The 13,460-nt window shown below is 73.3% G+C and carries 12 protein-coding genes; 7 read left to right on the forward strand and 5 right to left on the reverse strand.

All coding sequences use genetic code 11. From position 1 onward, the window contains the following. The coding region (locus H9652_RS02205) for a lysylphosphatidylglycerol synthase transmembrane domain-containing protein (protein ID WP_225227625.1) at positions 1-1,165 on the forward strand (1,165 nt) is incomplete at its 5' end. Between the two features lie 70 nt (positions 1,166-1,235). On the opposite strand, the gene H9652_RS02210 is transcribed toward H9652_RS02205, so the two are convergent. From H9652_RS02210 to H9652_RS02220, 3 genes are all read right to left on the reverse strand, one after another. Further along, positions 1,236-2,456, reverse strand: coding sequence for a Fic family protein (locus tag H9652_RS02210; protein WP_191794462.1), 1,221 nt, complete (start codon positions 2,454-2,456; stop codon positions 1,236-1,238). A gap of 128 nt (positions 2,457-2,584) precedes the next feature. Further along, complete coding sequence (locus H9652_RS02215) at positions 2,585-4,708, reverse strand: MMPL family transporter (RefSeq protein ID WP_191794463.1); 2,124 nt, start codon at positions 4,706-4,708, stop codon at positions 2,585-2,587. Between the two features lie 77 nt (positions 4,709-4,785). After that, on the reverse strand, positions 4,786-6,264 hold the full coding sequence (locus tag H9652_RS02220; protein WP_191794464.1) for an amino acid permease: 1,479 nt from the start codon (positions 6,262-6,264) through the stop codon (positions 4,786-4,788). 180 nt (positions 6,265-6,444) lie between these two features. On the opposite strand from H9652_RS02220, the gene H9652_RS02225 reads away from it, so the two are divergent. The 5 genes from H9652_RS02225 to H9652_RS02245 all read left to right on the forward strand — a co-directional run bounded on the left by H9652_RS02225 (position 6,445) and on the right by H9652_RS02245 (position 9,972). Beyond that, positions 6,445-6,867 carry an organic hydroperoxide resistance protein gene (locus tag H9652_RS02225; RefSeq protein ID WP_191794465.1) on the forward strand — a complete coding sequence of 141 codons (423 nt, stop codon included), beginning with the start codon at positions 6,445-6,447 and terminating at the stop codon, positions 6,865-6,867. An 82-nt stretch (positions 6,868-6,949) separates the two neighbouring features. Then, complete coding sequence (locus tag H9652_RS02230) at positions 6,950-7,588, forward strand: SDR family oxidoreductase (RefSeq protein ID WP_191794466.1); 639 nt, start codon at positions 6,950-6,952, stop codon at positions 7,586-7,588. Positions 7,589-7,853: 265 nt separating this feature from the next. Continuing rightward, entirely contained in the window at positions 7,854-8,471 is a 618-nt protein-coding gene (locus H9652_RS02235; protein WP_318243948.1) for a class I SAM-dependent methyltransferase, read from the forward strand. Positions 8,472-8,615: 144 nt separating this feature from the next. After that, complete coding sequence (locus H9652_RS19525; protein WP_225227626.1) at positions 8,616-9,416, forward strand: excalibur calcium-binding domain-containing protein; 801 nt, start codon at positions 8,616-8,618, stop codon at positions 9,414-9,416. Between the two features lie 139 nt (positions 9,417-9,555). Beyond that, a complete protein-coding gene (locus H9652_RS02245) occupies positions 9,556-9,972 on the forward strand; it encodes an Hsp20/alpha crystallin family protein (protein ID WP_191794467.1) in 417 nt (138 codons plus the stop codon). 138 nt (positions 9,973-10,110) lie between these two features. Here the strand turns inward: H9652_RS02245 and H9652_RS02250 are convergent, their stop codons facing one another. Next, positions 10,111-10,956 (reverse strand): SDR family NAD(P)-dependent oxidoreductase, encoded by an 846-nt coding sequence (locus H9652_RS02250; RefSeq protein WP_191794468.1) that lies wholly within the window; start codon positions 10,954-10,956, stop codon positions 10,111-10,113. Between the two features lie 145 nt (positions 10,957-11,101). Further along, positions 11,102-12,187: a hypothetical protein gene (locus H9652_RS02255; RefSeq protein ID WP_191794469.1), complete on the reverse strand. Its 1,086-nt coding sequence runs from the start codon at positions 12,185-12,187 to the stop codon at positions 11,102-11,104. 125 nt (positions 12,188-12,312) lie between these two features. Between H9652_RS02255 and H9652_RS02260 the strand changes: the two genes are divergently transcribed. Then, positions 12,313-13,275, forward strand: coding sequence for a hypothetical protein (locus H9652_RS02260; RefSeq protein WP_191794470.1), 963 nt, complete (start codon positions 12,313-12,315; stop codon positions 13,273-13,275). Positions 13,276-13,460 lie beyond the last annotated feature (185 nt).

Genomic DNA, 13,460 nt, shown 5'->3' on the forward strand with positions numbered 1-13,460 from the left:
AGTTCGGGTCGTCTCCAGCCGCCAGGGACGACCCGAACTGCACCCTCGACGGGACGGCCCGCCCCGTGCGTCGGTAGGGTCACGGGACGGCCCGCACATCCTCGGCAAGGAGCTCGTCATCACGCACGCACCCGACCCCGAGCCCCGGGCTGCGGCCCCAGAGGCGCAGGCCACCCCGAGCCAGGCCCCGGAGCAGAGCCCGGCCCCGGCCCCGAAGCCCGCCCGGTCCCCCCGGAGCCACGCCCTGCGCGTGCTCGTGTGGTTCGTGCTCATCGGCGGGCTCACGTACGTCGTCATCCCGGAGATCAGCGAGATCCCGCGCATGGGCGAGGCCCTGCGCGACGCGCAGCCGGCGTGGGCGCTCCTGGCCGTGTTCTTCGCCGCGACGGGGTTCTTCGCCGCCGCGGCGTCGCTCGCCGCGTGCTCCCCGAGGCACCTGCCGTTCCTGCGGACCACCCGCGTGCAGCTCGCGAACGCGTTCGCGGGCACTGCGACCCCGGCGAGCGTCGGGTCGCTCGCGCTCAACGTCCGTTACCTGTCGAAGTCGGGCATGAGCACGGCGCTCGCGACGGGCACGGTCGCGCTCCAGAGCATCGTGCAGGTCCTGGTCCACCTCGTGCTCCTGACGGTGCTGGCGCTCGTCGCGGGGCGCAGCATCGACCACCACGTGCCGGGCTGGGCGAAGTGGGCGCTGCTCGCCGCGGTGGTCGCGGTCGTCGTCACGGGCGTCGTGGTGCTCGCCGTGCCGCGGTTCCGGCACGCGGTCCGCACGTACGCGCGCGACGACGTGCTGCCCGCGTTCCGTCAGCTCGGCGGGCTCGCGAAGGACCCTCGCCGGCTCTCCCTCGCGGTCCTGGGTGCGATGGGGACCACGGTGTCCTCGGCCGCGACCCTGTGGGCCTGCCTCCTGGCGCTCGGCGGCGGCAACGACCCGATCGCCGCGGCGTTCTCGACCATGGTCGGGCAGACGCTCGCGTCCGCGGCCCCGACCCCGGGCGGTGTGGGCGTGGTCGAGGCCGCGCTCACGGGCGGGCTCGTGAGCTTCGGGATCGCGTCGACGATCGCCCTCCCCGCGGTCCTGCTCTACCGGCTGATCTCGTGCTGGGTCCCGGTCCTGCTGGGCTGGATCACGCTGCGCCGGCTCCAGCGCGAGGACGTGGTCTGACCCCTGCCCGACGGCGCCGCTCCCCTGGGAGGCGCGCCCCGCCGTCGGGCACGCACCGCACGGTCTCCGGTCAGCGCCGACGGATGCTCTGCGCGAACACGTCCAGCACGGCCAGGATGCCGTCGTGCTGCCAGATGCGGTTGCGTTGCTTGCCGGTGCGCTCCTGGAGCACACCGGCATCGGAGAGCTGGTTCAACGCGCGCTGCGCCGTGACGGTGTTCATCTGCAACCTGCTGGTCAGGAACGCTGCGTTGACCACGGGGTGCGCAACCAGATGAGGGACGACCCTCCAGGCCGCGGCCTGAGGGCGCAGGTTCCCCAGCTGTTCCTTCGCCTGAGAGATCTGCGCCGCCAGGTCGTCGACGAGCTGCGTACCGGACCGCGCGGCGTAGCGACCTGCACGAGCGAGCTGCTCGACGATCGGCCGAGCGTCCCCTTCGCGAAAGGCCGTCAGCGACTCGAAGTACGCCTCGGTGTCGACCAGGAGCCCCGCCGAGACGGGGGCGGTCGTGTGTCGGACCGTCCCCTTGGATCGGAGCAGTGCGTGGACGAGGGCGCGGCCCGTGCGTCCGTTGCCGTCGACGAACGGGTGGATCGTCTCGAACTGCGCGTGGGCGACGGCCGCCTGGACCAGGACGGGGAGGTCGTCCCGGCGCATGAACTCGACCAGGTCGCTCATCGCGGGCGCGACCAGCTCCGCCTGGGGGGCGACGTGCGAGGCTCCACGTGGACTGATGCTGCTGGTTCCCACCCAGACCAGCCCGTCGCGGTATCTCCCTGCATGCTGCTCCCAGCCGCGCTGCCCCGAGAGGAGCTCGTGCTGCATGGTGAGGATCGCGGACTCGTCCAGCCGGTCGGCCAGCACGAGCGCCGCCTCCATCGCGCGCACGTTGGCCACGACCGTTTGCACGTTGGTGCTCGTGGACTGGTCGATCTCTGCCAGGGCGAGCTGCCTGGCACCCACCGTGAGGTTCTCGATCTGGGAGGACGACGCCGACTCCGTGCGCAGCAGCACCGACGCCATAGGGCCCAGTGCGGGGCTGTCCACGCCGAGCGCGGCACGTGCGTAGGCGTCGAAGCGCGTGAGCTCGGACGTGGCGACCTCGACGTCGGCAGCGAGGTCGCTCGGGACGTCGGGAGCCAGGCCGACGATCTTGGCGGGAACCGTCGAGGCATACGGGCCGGATCCGGCAGATACCTGTGCGCGCGTGGACAGCCCGTCGTTCTCTGCCACCCAGACGTGCTCCTCGTGGCCGACCGGCGCGATCGCGAGGGCCAGCGGATCTGTCATCACCGCTCCATAGTACTTACAGTTTTGCCGAAACTGTAATTAAGGAGAAGGGGTGAGCACAGTTCCGACGGCGCCGCTCCCCTGGGAGGCGCGCCCCGCCGTCGGGCGCGGGTCTTCCTGGCCGGGTGCTACTCGCGGACCGGTGCGCCGGTCGGGACCACCGGGGCCTCCTCGACCGGCACGTCCTCCTTGCGGCCCAGGGCGCTCGGCCACCACATGTGCCGCCCCACGTCGAGGTTGAGGGCCGTGACGAGCACCGACCGGACGACGAGCGTGTCGAGCAGGACGCCGAACGCGACCGCGAACCCGATCTCCGCGAACGCGACCACGGGCAGCGTGCCCAGCACCGCGAAGGTCCCCGCGAGCACGAGCCCGGCCGACGTGATGACCGCGCCCGTCGCGGCCAGCCCGACGAGCGCCCCTCGCCGCGTCCCGACGCGCAGCGACTCCTCGCGCACCCGGGTCATGAGGAAGATGTTGTAGTCGATCCCGAGCGCGACGAGGAACACGAACACGAACAGCGGCAGCGAGGTGTCGGCGCCCTCGAACCCGAACACGTACCGGAACACGAGCGCGCTCACGCCGAGGGCCGCGGTGAAGGACAGCACGACCGTCGCGACCAGGATGAGCGGGGCCGTGATCGCGCGCAGGAGCAGCGCGAGGATGACCAGCACGGTCAGCAGGATGATCGGGATGATGAGCATGTTGTCCGCGGCCGAGGCGCGCTGGACGTCGAGCGTGATCGCGCTCGCCCCGCCCACCTGGGCGTCGGCGTCCGGGACCGCGTGGACCGCGTCCCGGACCCGGTCGACCGTGTCGTAGGCCGCCTGCGAGTCCGGCTCGGACGTGAGCGTGCCCTCCATGTACGCGTAGCCGCCCGCGGTCACGGGCTCGGTCACGGTCGAGGCGTCGATGCCCTCGGTGCCCGCGAACGCGTCGTGCACCGCGGCCACAGCGGTGGGCGACGAGTCGTCCGCGACGACCACCACGGGCGACCCCGACCCCGCGGGGAAGTGTTCGCTCAGGACCTGCTCCCCCACGATCGACGGCTGCTCCCCGCGGAACGACTCGGCGCTCGAGAGCCCGTTCGCGTCGAGCTGCGTGATGCCCAGTCCCAGCACGGCCAGGACGATCGACGTCACGACCCACACGCGCCGGGGCCGGTGGGAGATGCGCGTCCCGAGCCGCGCCCAGACGCCGTGCTCGGTCGGTTCGTCGTCTCCCAGGTGCGGCACGCGCGGCCAGAAGACCCACCGGCCCGTCGCGACGAGCAGCGCGGGCAGCAGGGTCAGCATGACGAGCAGGGCGACCACGATCCCGACCGCCGCGACCGGCCCCAGCCCTGCCGTCGAGCTCATCTGCGCGAACAGCAGGCACAGCATGCCGATCGCGACCGTCGCGCCGCTCGCGACGATCGCCGGGCCCGCGCGGTGCAGCGCGAGCGACATGGCCTCGTGCCGGTCCTCGTGGCGACGGAGCTCTTCCCGGTAGCGCGCGACGAGCAGCAGGGCGTAGTCCGTCCCCGCACCGAAGACCAGGACCGTGAGGATGCCCGCGCTCTGCGCGTTCACCGTCAGGCCGGTCGTGTCGGCCAGGACGTAGACCACGGCCTGCGACACCGTCAGCGCGACGCCCGCCGAGGCCACGGGCAGGAGCCACAGCGTGGGGCTGCGGTAGGTCAGCAGCAGGATCACGATCACGACCCCCGCCGCTGCGTAGAGCAGCGTCGAGTCGATGCCCTCGAACGCCTTCGAGGAGTCGGCGGCCGCGCCCGCCGGGCCCGTCACGTGGACGTCCATGCCGTTCGCGCCGTCCTCCGCGGTCGCGCGCAGGTCCGCGACGGCGTCCGCCGCGAGATTCCAGCCCTCGCTGCCCAGGTCGAGGGGCACGATCACCTGGGCGGCCTGCCCGTCCTCGGACGGGATCGGCCCGACGACGTCCCCGTCCAGGGTGTCGAGCTCGCCGAAGGTCACGACGTCCTGGGAGACCTTGGCCAGGTCCTCGGGGGTGAGGCCCGACTCTCGCACGTAGACCAGGACCGCCGGGATCGTGTTGGGCGACGTGAAGCTGCTCGCGACGTCGAGCACCTGGGTCGACTCGGCGTTGGCCGGGAGCCACGACTTGGCGTCGTTGTCCTGCGCGCCCGTGAGCTTGCCCGCCAGCGGCGCGGTCAGGGCCAGGACGACCGCCCAGAAGGCGATGACGACCCACTTGGCGTAGCGGTGCGTGATCCAGCCGGCGATGCGAGACATGGGTTCTCCCCGAGACTCCCGGTGCTCCCTGGCGCGAGATTCCAGCGCACACCCGCGAGGGGGCGGGTGTCAACGGGTCAGGACCCGGCGTCGGCCCGCTCGGTCCGCTTCCGCAGCCGCGACCGCACCGCGTAGATCCCGACGATGACGCCCACGAGCACGAGCGTCGACACGAGCTGGACGCGCGCGGCGTCGTCGAACAGCATGAGGACGATCAGTCCCGCGAGCCCTGCGAGCGTCGCCCAGGTGAGCCCCGGGTAGGCCCACATACGCAGCGTCATCTTGTCCGCACCGCCCGCGGCGGCCTCGATGCGCGGGCGCAGCCGGAGCTGGGAGACCGCGATGAACACCCAGATGACGAGCAGCGCCGAGCCCACGGCGTTGAGCAGGATGCCGAGGACCTCGCCCGGCAGCAGCCAGTTGAGCCCCACGGACACGAGGCCGAAGAACACCGACAGCAGCACCGCGACCCACGGGACGCCGGTCGGCGACACCTTGGTCAGGGCGCGGTGTCCGTCGCCGCGGCCCGCGAGCGAGAACGCCATGCGGGACGTCCCGTAGACGTTCGCGTTGAACGCCGACAGGAGCGCGACGACCACGACGGCCTCCATGAGGCGGGCCGCGCCGGGCAGCCCCGCGAGGTCGAGCACCGCGACGAACGGGCCGCTCAGCAGCTCGGGGGCGTCCCACGGCAGGACGAGCGCCATGATCGCGACCGCGCCCACGTAGAAGAAGAGGATGCGCCACACGATCGAGCGGGTCGCGGTCACGATGGCCTTCTGCGGCTCGCGGGCCTCGGCTGCGGCGATCGTCACGATCTCGATCCCGCCGAACGCGAAGACCACGACGAGCAGCCCCGCCGCGATACCCGGCAGGCCGTGGGGGGCGAAACCCGCGAGCGAGGCCGGGTCGCCGAAGATGTTGGTCGTCCCCACGGGGTCGGTGCCGGGCAGCCAGCCCAGGACGAGCAGCACGCCGATCGCGAGGAACGCCACGATCGCGGCGACCTTGATGAACGCGAACCAGAACTCGAACTCGCCGAAGTGCTTGACGCCCCACAGGTTCACGACCGCGAACGCCGCCACGAACACGAGCGCGACGACCCACTGCGGCACGCCCGGGACCCATCCGGACACGATCTGCGAGGCGCCCGTGATCTCGGCGCCGAGCACCATGATGAGCGTGAACCAGTAGAGCCAGCCCATCGTGAAGCCGGCCCAGCGGCCCAGCGCGGTCTCGGCGTACACCGAGAAGGAACCGCTCGACGGCACGGCCGACGCCATCTCGGCGAGCATCCGCATGACGAGGATGACGAGCAGGCCCGCGACGGCGTACGAGACCAGGACGGCGGGTCCCGCGGTCGCGATCCCGACGCCGCTGCCGAGGAACAGGCCGGCCCCGATCGCGGACCCCAGGCCCATCATCGTCAGGTGCCGGGTGCGCAGGCCGTGGGAGAGCTGCTCGGTGGTGCCGGGCGCTGCGGGATGCGCGGCGTCGTCGGGCAGGGCGGGGGAAGCGCTGTCAGGTGTGCCCGACGGCGTAGGTGCGTTGCTCATGGGGGTGCGGTCTGTCCGTGCTCGAGGGGGGTCGCCGAGATGGCGGCCGTTCCACGGTACCCGCACCCGGGGGGCGAGGAGCGAGCCCGCTGCGCTCTGCGCGAACCGACCGCGCTCTGTTGCCCCGAGCGACATACGTTCGAAGGGTTCGCCCGACCGCCCCACCCTGGAGGTAGCACGATGAAGGTTCTCTACACCGCGGAAGCACTCGCCACCGGAGAGGGCCGCAACGGTCACGTCCGGTCGACCGACGGTCGGGTCGACCTCGACGTGGCCGTTCCCAAGGAGATGGGAGGCAGCGGCGACGGCTCCAACCCCGAGCAGCTCTTCGCCGCGGGCTACGCAGCCTGCTTCCACTCCGCCCTGCTGGGCGTCGCGCGACAGCGCAAGATCGCGGTCGCCGACTCGGCCATCGGCGCGAGCGTCTCGATCGGCCCGCTCGAGGGCGGTGGCTACACCCTCGCCGTCCACCTCGAGGCCAGCCTGCCCGGCGTCGAGCGTGACGTGGCCCAGGAGCTCGTCGAGCAGGCGCACCAGGTGTGCCCCTACTCGAACGCGACACGCGGCAACATCGAGGTGACCGTGGCCGTGGTCGAGGAGTAGCCCGGCCCCTCCCCGGCGAGCGGGGAGCGCCCGCGCGGTGCACGGTGGAGGGAGCACCGTCACCGACACCCCGAGGAGAACCATGAACGTCGCCCTGATCGGAGCCCACGGCAAGGTGGGCCGCCTGGTCGTCCCCATCCTCGCCGACCACAAGATCGAGGTCAGCGGGATCGTGCGGCACGAGTCGCAGCTCCCGCTCGTCGAGGAGCTCGGCGGCACGCCGCTGCTGCTCGACGTCGAGAACGCGACGACCGAGGAGATCACCGAGGCCCTGCGCGGGCACGACGCCGTGGTGTGGTCCGCCGGGGCCGGCGGCGGGGACCCCGACCGGACCTACGCCGTCGACCGCGACGCCGCGATCCGTTCGATCGACGCGGCCGCGGCCGCGGGCGTCTCGCGCTACGTCATGGTGTCGTGGATCGGCTCGGTGCCGGACCACGGCATCGCGAAGGACGACAGCTTCTTCCCGTACGCCGACGCCAAGCTCGCGGCCGACGACCACCTGCGGGGCACCGACCTCGACTGGACGATCCTGGGTCCCGGCACGCTGACGAACGACGAGGCGACCGGCACGATCACGGTCGACGCGCACGAGGGGAAGACCTCGCGTGGCAACGTCGCCCTCGTCGTCGCGCAGGCCCTGCGCTCGCCGTCGACCGTGGGGCAGTTCGTCCGTTTCGTCGACGGTGAGACGCCGGTCCTGGAGGTGTTCGGCCGCTAGGCCGGTACCCGGGGCGCCGAGAACGGGGTTGAGGTCGTCCTGACGCCGATGCCGACCTCGATCCCGTTCTCGACCGCAGGCTGGTCCCTGGTCGGCAGGTGGGGTGGTCCGGTCGGTGAGACCGGGTCGCGTCTGCCCTGGACGGCTCCAGGGGTAGTACCCGGTGGGGGTACGGTCGAAGGTGCGACGGTCGGCTCTCGTGCCGGTCGCCGCACGACACGACACTCGACCCTGAACGCCTCCGCCCGACCCCGAGGAGCAACCGGTGAGCAAGGCCAACCCCACCCGCTGGGAGCAGAAGACCGCCGTGAACCCGTCCCACTCGACCTGGTACGTCGAGCGGTTCCGCGCCATGGCAGCCCAGGGCGCCGACCTCGCGGGCGAGGCCCGGCTGGTCGACGCGATGGTTCCCCGCGGCGCCCGCATCCTCGACGCCGGCAGCGGACCGGGGCGCGTCGGCGCCGAGCTCGCGGCGCGCGGGCACGTCGTGGTGGGGGTCGACGTCGACCCCGTGCTCATCGAGGCCGCCGAGACGGACCACCCCGGTTCGACGTGGCTCGTCGGGGACATCGCTGAGCTCGACCTGCCCGCGGCGGGCGTCGCCGAGCCGTTCGACGTGATCGTGTGCGCCGGGAACGTCGTCACCTTCCTCGCGCCGGGCACCGAGGTCGAGGTCCTGCGCCGCTTCCGTGCCCACCTGGCGCCGGGCGGTCGGGCCGTCGTCGGGTTCGGAGCGGGGCGCGGGTACGCGTTCGACGCGTTCTTCGCCGACGCCGCCGAGGCCGGGCTCGAGGTCCAGCTCAAGCTCTCGACGTGGGACCTGCGGCCGTTCGCCGAGGACGGCGACTTCCTCGTCGCAGTGCTGGGAGTGCCAGGGGCCTGACGGGCCATGGTCCGCATCGGGGGATTTCACCCCCTCCACGATCCTGACACGAGGACTCTTCTCCCCTAGCCTCCGGGTGTCGACCGACCAGCGGTCGACACCGGCACCGCCGCGCGTGTGCCCGCTCGACGAGGAGCCGATCCCATGACCGTTCGCTTCAACCCGCCCCCGGGCTGGCCCACCCCGCCCGAGGGCTGGACCCCCGACCCGAGCTGGACACCCGACCCTCGCTGGCCGGCGAAACCCGCCGACTGGCCGCTCTGGGTCGAGGAACCCGCAACGACCGAGCCGACCGAGCAGACCATGGCGCTGCCGGTCGCGAGCCTCGCCGGTGGTGGAGCGTTCGCCCCCGGCCGCCACGACGGCCGCACGCGGCGCATCGTTCTCGTCGCTTTCCTGTGCCTCGCCTTCCTGATCGTCGGGCTGCTGATGGGCGCGGGGACCTCGGGCTCGCGGCTCGCCGCCGCCGAGGCCACCCTGGGCGAGGCCACGGAGGCTCGCACCTCCCTGGACGAGGACCGCGCGGCACTCACGACCGCCCAGGACGAGCTGGGCGTCGCTCAGACCGACATCACGGCTCGAGAGGAGGCCGTGGTCGCGAAGGAGGCCGAGCTCGTGACCCGCGAGTCGGCCACCGTGACGGCCGAGGTGGACCTCCAGGCCCGGCTGACCGCGGTCGAAGGACGCGAGGGAGCGGTCACTGCGGCCGAGGCAGACCTCCAGGCGCGGAGCGCGGCCACGGGTCGCTCGGGTGCGTCGTCGAGCACGCCGAAGGAGCCCACGCCGGACGCGCCCGCCGGGATCGTCGGGGGGACCGGTGGCGGTGCGGTGTCGTACGCGAACTGCGACGCGGTCCGGGCGGCCGGCAAGGCGCCGATCCGGCTCGGGGAGCCCGGTTACAGCAAGAAGCTGGACCGCGACGGCGACGGGGTGGGCTGCGAGTAGCTCCCCCCGCGAGGGGCCCCGGTCGGCGCGCCCTCCCGGGGGCGCGGTCGTTCATCCAGGGCGAACGCCGATCTGGAATTGAGCGGAGGCGACTCAAGTTGTATCGGTCAGAGGTTCCGCACCGACCGAAGGAGTCACCATGACCACCACCCTGACCACCGCCCCCGCGTTCGACCGCGCCCTGCGCGACCTGCTCACCGCCCGCCCCGTGGCAGGCGTCCCGGCCCACGCCGACGTCTTCCAGGACGGCGACGACCTGGTCGCCCGCTTCGACCTGCCGGGCATCGACCCGGCCCAGGACGTCACGGTCGAGGTCGAGGGCCGCAAGCTCGTCGTGCGCGGCGAGCGCAAGGACGAGCGGGCCGAGGAGGCCGAGGGCCGTCGCGTCCGCGAGGTCCGCTACGGCGCGTTCCACCGCGTCGTGACCCTGCCCAAGCCCGCCGACGCGAGCGCGATCAGCGCCCGGTACGACGCAGGCGTCCTGACCGTCACCGTCTCCGGCGTCTACGCCGGCACGACGCCGCAGCGCATCGAGGTCACGACCTCCGCGTCCTGACGGTCTTCCAGACCTCCCCGCCGCCGGTCACCCCCCTTCGGCCTGCGGTGCGGTGGGTCGACGGGCCCGGCGCGAGAGCACCGGGCCCGTCGTGCTGTCCGGAGACCGTCGGGGGCCGGGACCTTCACGACGCAGCCCTCAGGCGGCCGCCCCCGGGGCGCCGTCAGCGGCGACCATCTCCACACTCCGTTCCCACAGGTCGGCCGCGAGCCGTGGGTCGCTCACGAGCGGGTGGGTCGTCGCGACCTTGCGCTTGACGTAGTAGCTCCCCGGCTGCCAGTCGACGCCCGGGGTCGTCGTCGCGAGCCACACGAGCGTGTCGGCGCCCTTGGCCGACGACGTGAGGAAGCGGCTCAGCACCGTCTGGTACATGACGCGCATGCTGCTCGTCGAGGTCGCGGCGAAGTTGGTCGCGACCACGCCCGGGTGGAACGCCGCGGCTGAGATCCCAGCCGCGCGGTACCGACGGTCGAGCTCGCGCGTGAACAGGTTCACGGCGAGCTTCGCGTTGCCGTACGCGGTGTTGGGTGCGTACGACCGCTCGGACTCGAGGTCGTCGACGTGGAAGTCGCTGAACAGCCGGTGCGCGGCGCTGCTCGTGCTGACGACGCTCGCGTGGCTCTCCTCCAACCGGTCGAGCAGCAGCGTCGTGAGGAGGAACGGTGCGAGGTGGTTGACCTGGAACGTCAGCTCGTGGCCGTCCTCGGAGACCTGTCGATCGGCCATGATGCCGCCCGCGTTGTTCGCGAGGACGTCGATCCGCTCGTAGCGGTCGCGCAGCTGCGCGGCGAGCGACCGCACCTCGGCGAGCCGCGCGAAGTCGGCCACGAAGAAGTCGGCGCCCAGCTCGCGCGCGACCGCCGAGGTCTTCTCGGGCGAGCGCCCCACCACCACGACCTCGTGCCCGTCCTCGGCGAGCGCCCGGGCCGCCGCCGCCCCGATCCCGTCGCTCGCTCCGGTGATGACGATCGTCCTGCGTGCCATGTGCCGTCCCGCCTCGTGTCGTGCCGTCGCCGTGCCCCTCTCGGAGCGTAGACCGCGCGCGGGGACCGGGCAGGGCGGCGCGGCTGCCGCTCCTCCCCGAGTCATCGCACGCCGACGCACGCCCCCGGTCGCCGCCCGGGCCGGGCTACGCCGTCGGGCCGGTGTCTCGCGTGAAGCGGTCCCGTAGTCCCAGCGCGGTCGAGCGCCACGCCGCGGCCCGCTTGATCGTCGCGCCCATCTCGCCCTCGTCGACGGGGACGTGCACGACCGGTACGCCACGCTCGGCCGCGAGCGCGAGCATCGCGTCGGTCGAGCCGGGGAACGCGAGCTGCAGCAGGACCGACGTCGTGCTCGCCTGCCGTTCACCCTCGCCGATGCGGCGCTTGTAGCGGATCTCGGACACGGTCCGCCGCGTGAACGAGGCCGCCTTGGACCCCGCGGGGGCGTCCGGCGCGTCGTCCGTCGTGCCGCTGGTCGTGCCGTCCGTCGTGCCGCCGGTCGTCAGGAGGTGAGCGGCGTCGTCGGGCAGCGGGACGACCGTCAGGTACAGCGACACGAGCAGCTCCGAGACCTTGCCCAGGACCCAGCCGCGCCCCGGCACGCGCGGGATGACGCGCAGGTACTGCGCGAAGTTCGCCTCGAGGGCGTCGGCCGACAGGCTCGACCACGCGGGCTGCGTGCGCACCTCGAGGACACGCTCCCAGTCGATCGCGTCGCCGTCGAACCCGACCTCGCGTGGCCCGACGTGCACGGCCCCGAACCGGTCGAGCAGCTCGAGCGGCCTGGTCGCGAAGCGCGGCACCAGCGGGACCTGGCGCACGAGCCCCGCGACCGAGGCGTCCCAGTGGTCGCTGAGCGGCAGGACGGGTCGCGGGTACGCGTCCAGGGCGCGGGCGACCCAACCGGTGACCAGGGCGTCGAGGCGCGGCCTGCCCTCGGCCTCGTCACGGCCCGACGGCGGAGCGTCGGCCGCGTCGTCGGGGGCGGGATCGGCGGTGGGTTCGGCGGTGGGGTCGGTAGTGGCGGCCTCGCCGGTGGCGGCGTCGGGCCGTCGTCGTCCGGGCAGCGTCGCAGGGAGCTGCGGGATGCGGAGCCTGGGTCGCACAGGAGCCTGGGCGGCATCGGGTGCCGCGTCCGGCGCCGCGTCCGGCGGCACGGCGTCCGCGACGGACGGCTCCGTCGTGGCGTCGGGCTCACCACGGGCGGTCATCACCGACGGTTCCTGGTCCATGGGCTCCCCTGCGCGTCGACGACCGGGCGCCCCGGGCCGGGCGCGGTCAACCCCCGGACCCTACCCTCTGCGGGCCGCCGGGTTCCCGGAGGGTGCCCGCTCGCGAACGGTGCGACGCTGGACCGATGAGCGAGGAGCCCGACGCGACCGGCGATCAGGTGATCGACCGGCTGTTCGCCCTGCCCCTCGACGAGTTCGTCGCCGCACGGAACGCCGCGGCCAAGCAGGCGACCGCCGTCGGGGACGCCGTGGGTGCCGCACGCCTGAACGCGCTGACCAAGCCGACCGTCGCCGCATGGGTCGTCAACCAGGTGGCCCGCGCCCACCCCGAGGAGGTCGGTAGCCTCGTCGCGCTCGGCGACGACCTGCGCGCCGCGACCGAGGCGCGCGACCGGATGCGGCTGACCGAGCTCGACCGCGACCGCCGACGCCAGGTCGACGCGCTGGTCGGGGACGTCTCAGCAGCGGGCGAGGTCCGCGGGCGGACCGTGTCCGGCGAGGTGCTGCGGCGCCTGGGCGAGACGCTCACCGCCGCCGTCATGGACCGTGACGCCGGGACGCTCGTGCAGGCCGGGCGCCTGACGCAGGCGCTGCAGTACGTCGGGTTCGGGATCGTCGACGAGTCCGGAGAGAGCGCCGACGTCGTGTCGTTGAGCGCGGAGCGAGAGGCCCGGCGCCGCGGAACGGGGGCGCGCTCGCAGGTCGCCGAGCACCAGGCCGCGGAGGCTCCTCCACCCGTGCCCGAGCACCCGGGATCGGACACCACCCTCGCGGACGCGGAACGCGAGGTCGCCGCGGCGGCCGCGGAGATCGACCGTCTCGAAGGACGCCGCGACCAGGCCGCCGACGTCGTGCGGGAGGCGAGCGACGCCGTCGGGCCGCTGGACGCGCGACTCAGCGCGCTCGACGAGCAGACCGCCCGGCTCACCGCCGAACGCGACGACACGCTCGCGGCGCTCGACGAGGCGCGGAGTGCGCTCGCCGCGGCGGAGGAGGACCTGGCCGCCGTCGACCGCGACCTCGAGGGCGCCGAGGCGAAGGCCGAGGAGGCGAGGCGTCGCCGACGGGCGGCGCGGACGAAGGGCTGAGCCGGTCGGCGTGACGCCTTGGCGAGTGCTGGGGCGTTTCGGGCGCGGCGGGCCGCGGCGCCCGACGCGTCAGTCGTCCGAGGGCGGGGCCGTGCGCTCGGGGATCTGGACCCGGATCGACACGTCGTTCTCGCCGAGTTCCGGGGGCGTCGCGGGGTCGGTGGGGGTCGGTGACGGCGTGGGCG

This window comes from Oerskovia rustica, from assembly GCF_014836555.1.
In the GTDB taxonomy this organism is placed as follows: Bacteria; Actinomycetota; Actinomycetes; order Actinomycetales; family Cellulomonadaceae; genus Oerskovia; species Oerskovia rustica.

Bases quoted from the DNA above. Each gene is read 5' to 3' on its own strand.
- H9652_RS02225 (WP_191794465.1), top strand. From the start codon at position 6,445: ATGAAGGTTCTCTACACCGCGGAAGCACTCGCCACCGGAGAGGGCCGC.
- H9652_RS02230 (WP_191794466.1), top strand. From the start codon at position 6,950: ATGAACGTCGCCCTGATCGGAGCCCACGGCAAGGTGGGCCGCCTGGTC.
- H9652_RS02245 (WP_191794467.1), top strand. From the start codon at position 9,556: ATGACCACCACCCTGACCACCGCCCCCGCGTTCGACCGCGCCCTGCGC.
- H9652_RS02260 (WP_191794470.1), top strand. From the start codon at position 12,313: ATGAGCGAGGAGCCCGACGCGACCGGCGATCAGGTGATCGACCGGCTG.
- H9652_RS02220 (WP_191794464.1), bottom strand. From the start codon at position 6,264: ATGAGCAACGCACCTACGCCGTCGGGCACACCTGACAGCGCTTCCCCC.
- H9652_RS19525 (WP_225227626.1), top strand. From the start codon at position 8,616: ATGACCGTTCGCTTCAACCCGCCCCCGGGCTGGCCCACCCCGCCCGAG.
- H9652_RS02210 (WP_191794462.1), bottom strand. From the start codon at position 2,456: ATGACAGATCCGCTGGCCCTCGCGATCGCGCCGGTCGGCCACGAGGAG.
- H9652_RS02250 (WP_191794468.1), bottom strand. From the start codon at position 10,956: ATGGCACGCAGGACGATCGTCATCACCGGAGCGAGCGACGGGATCGGG.
- H9652_RS02215 (WP_191794463.1), bottom strand. From the start codon at position 4,708: ATGTCTCGCATCGCCGGCTGGATCACGCACCGCTACGCCAAGTGGGTC.
- H9652_RS02255 (WP_191794469.1), bottom strand. From the start codon at position 12,187: ATGGACCAGGAACCGTCGGTGATGACCGCCCGTGGTGAGCCCGACGCC.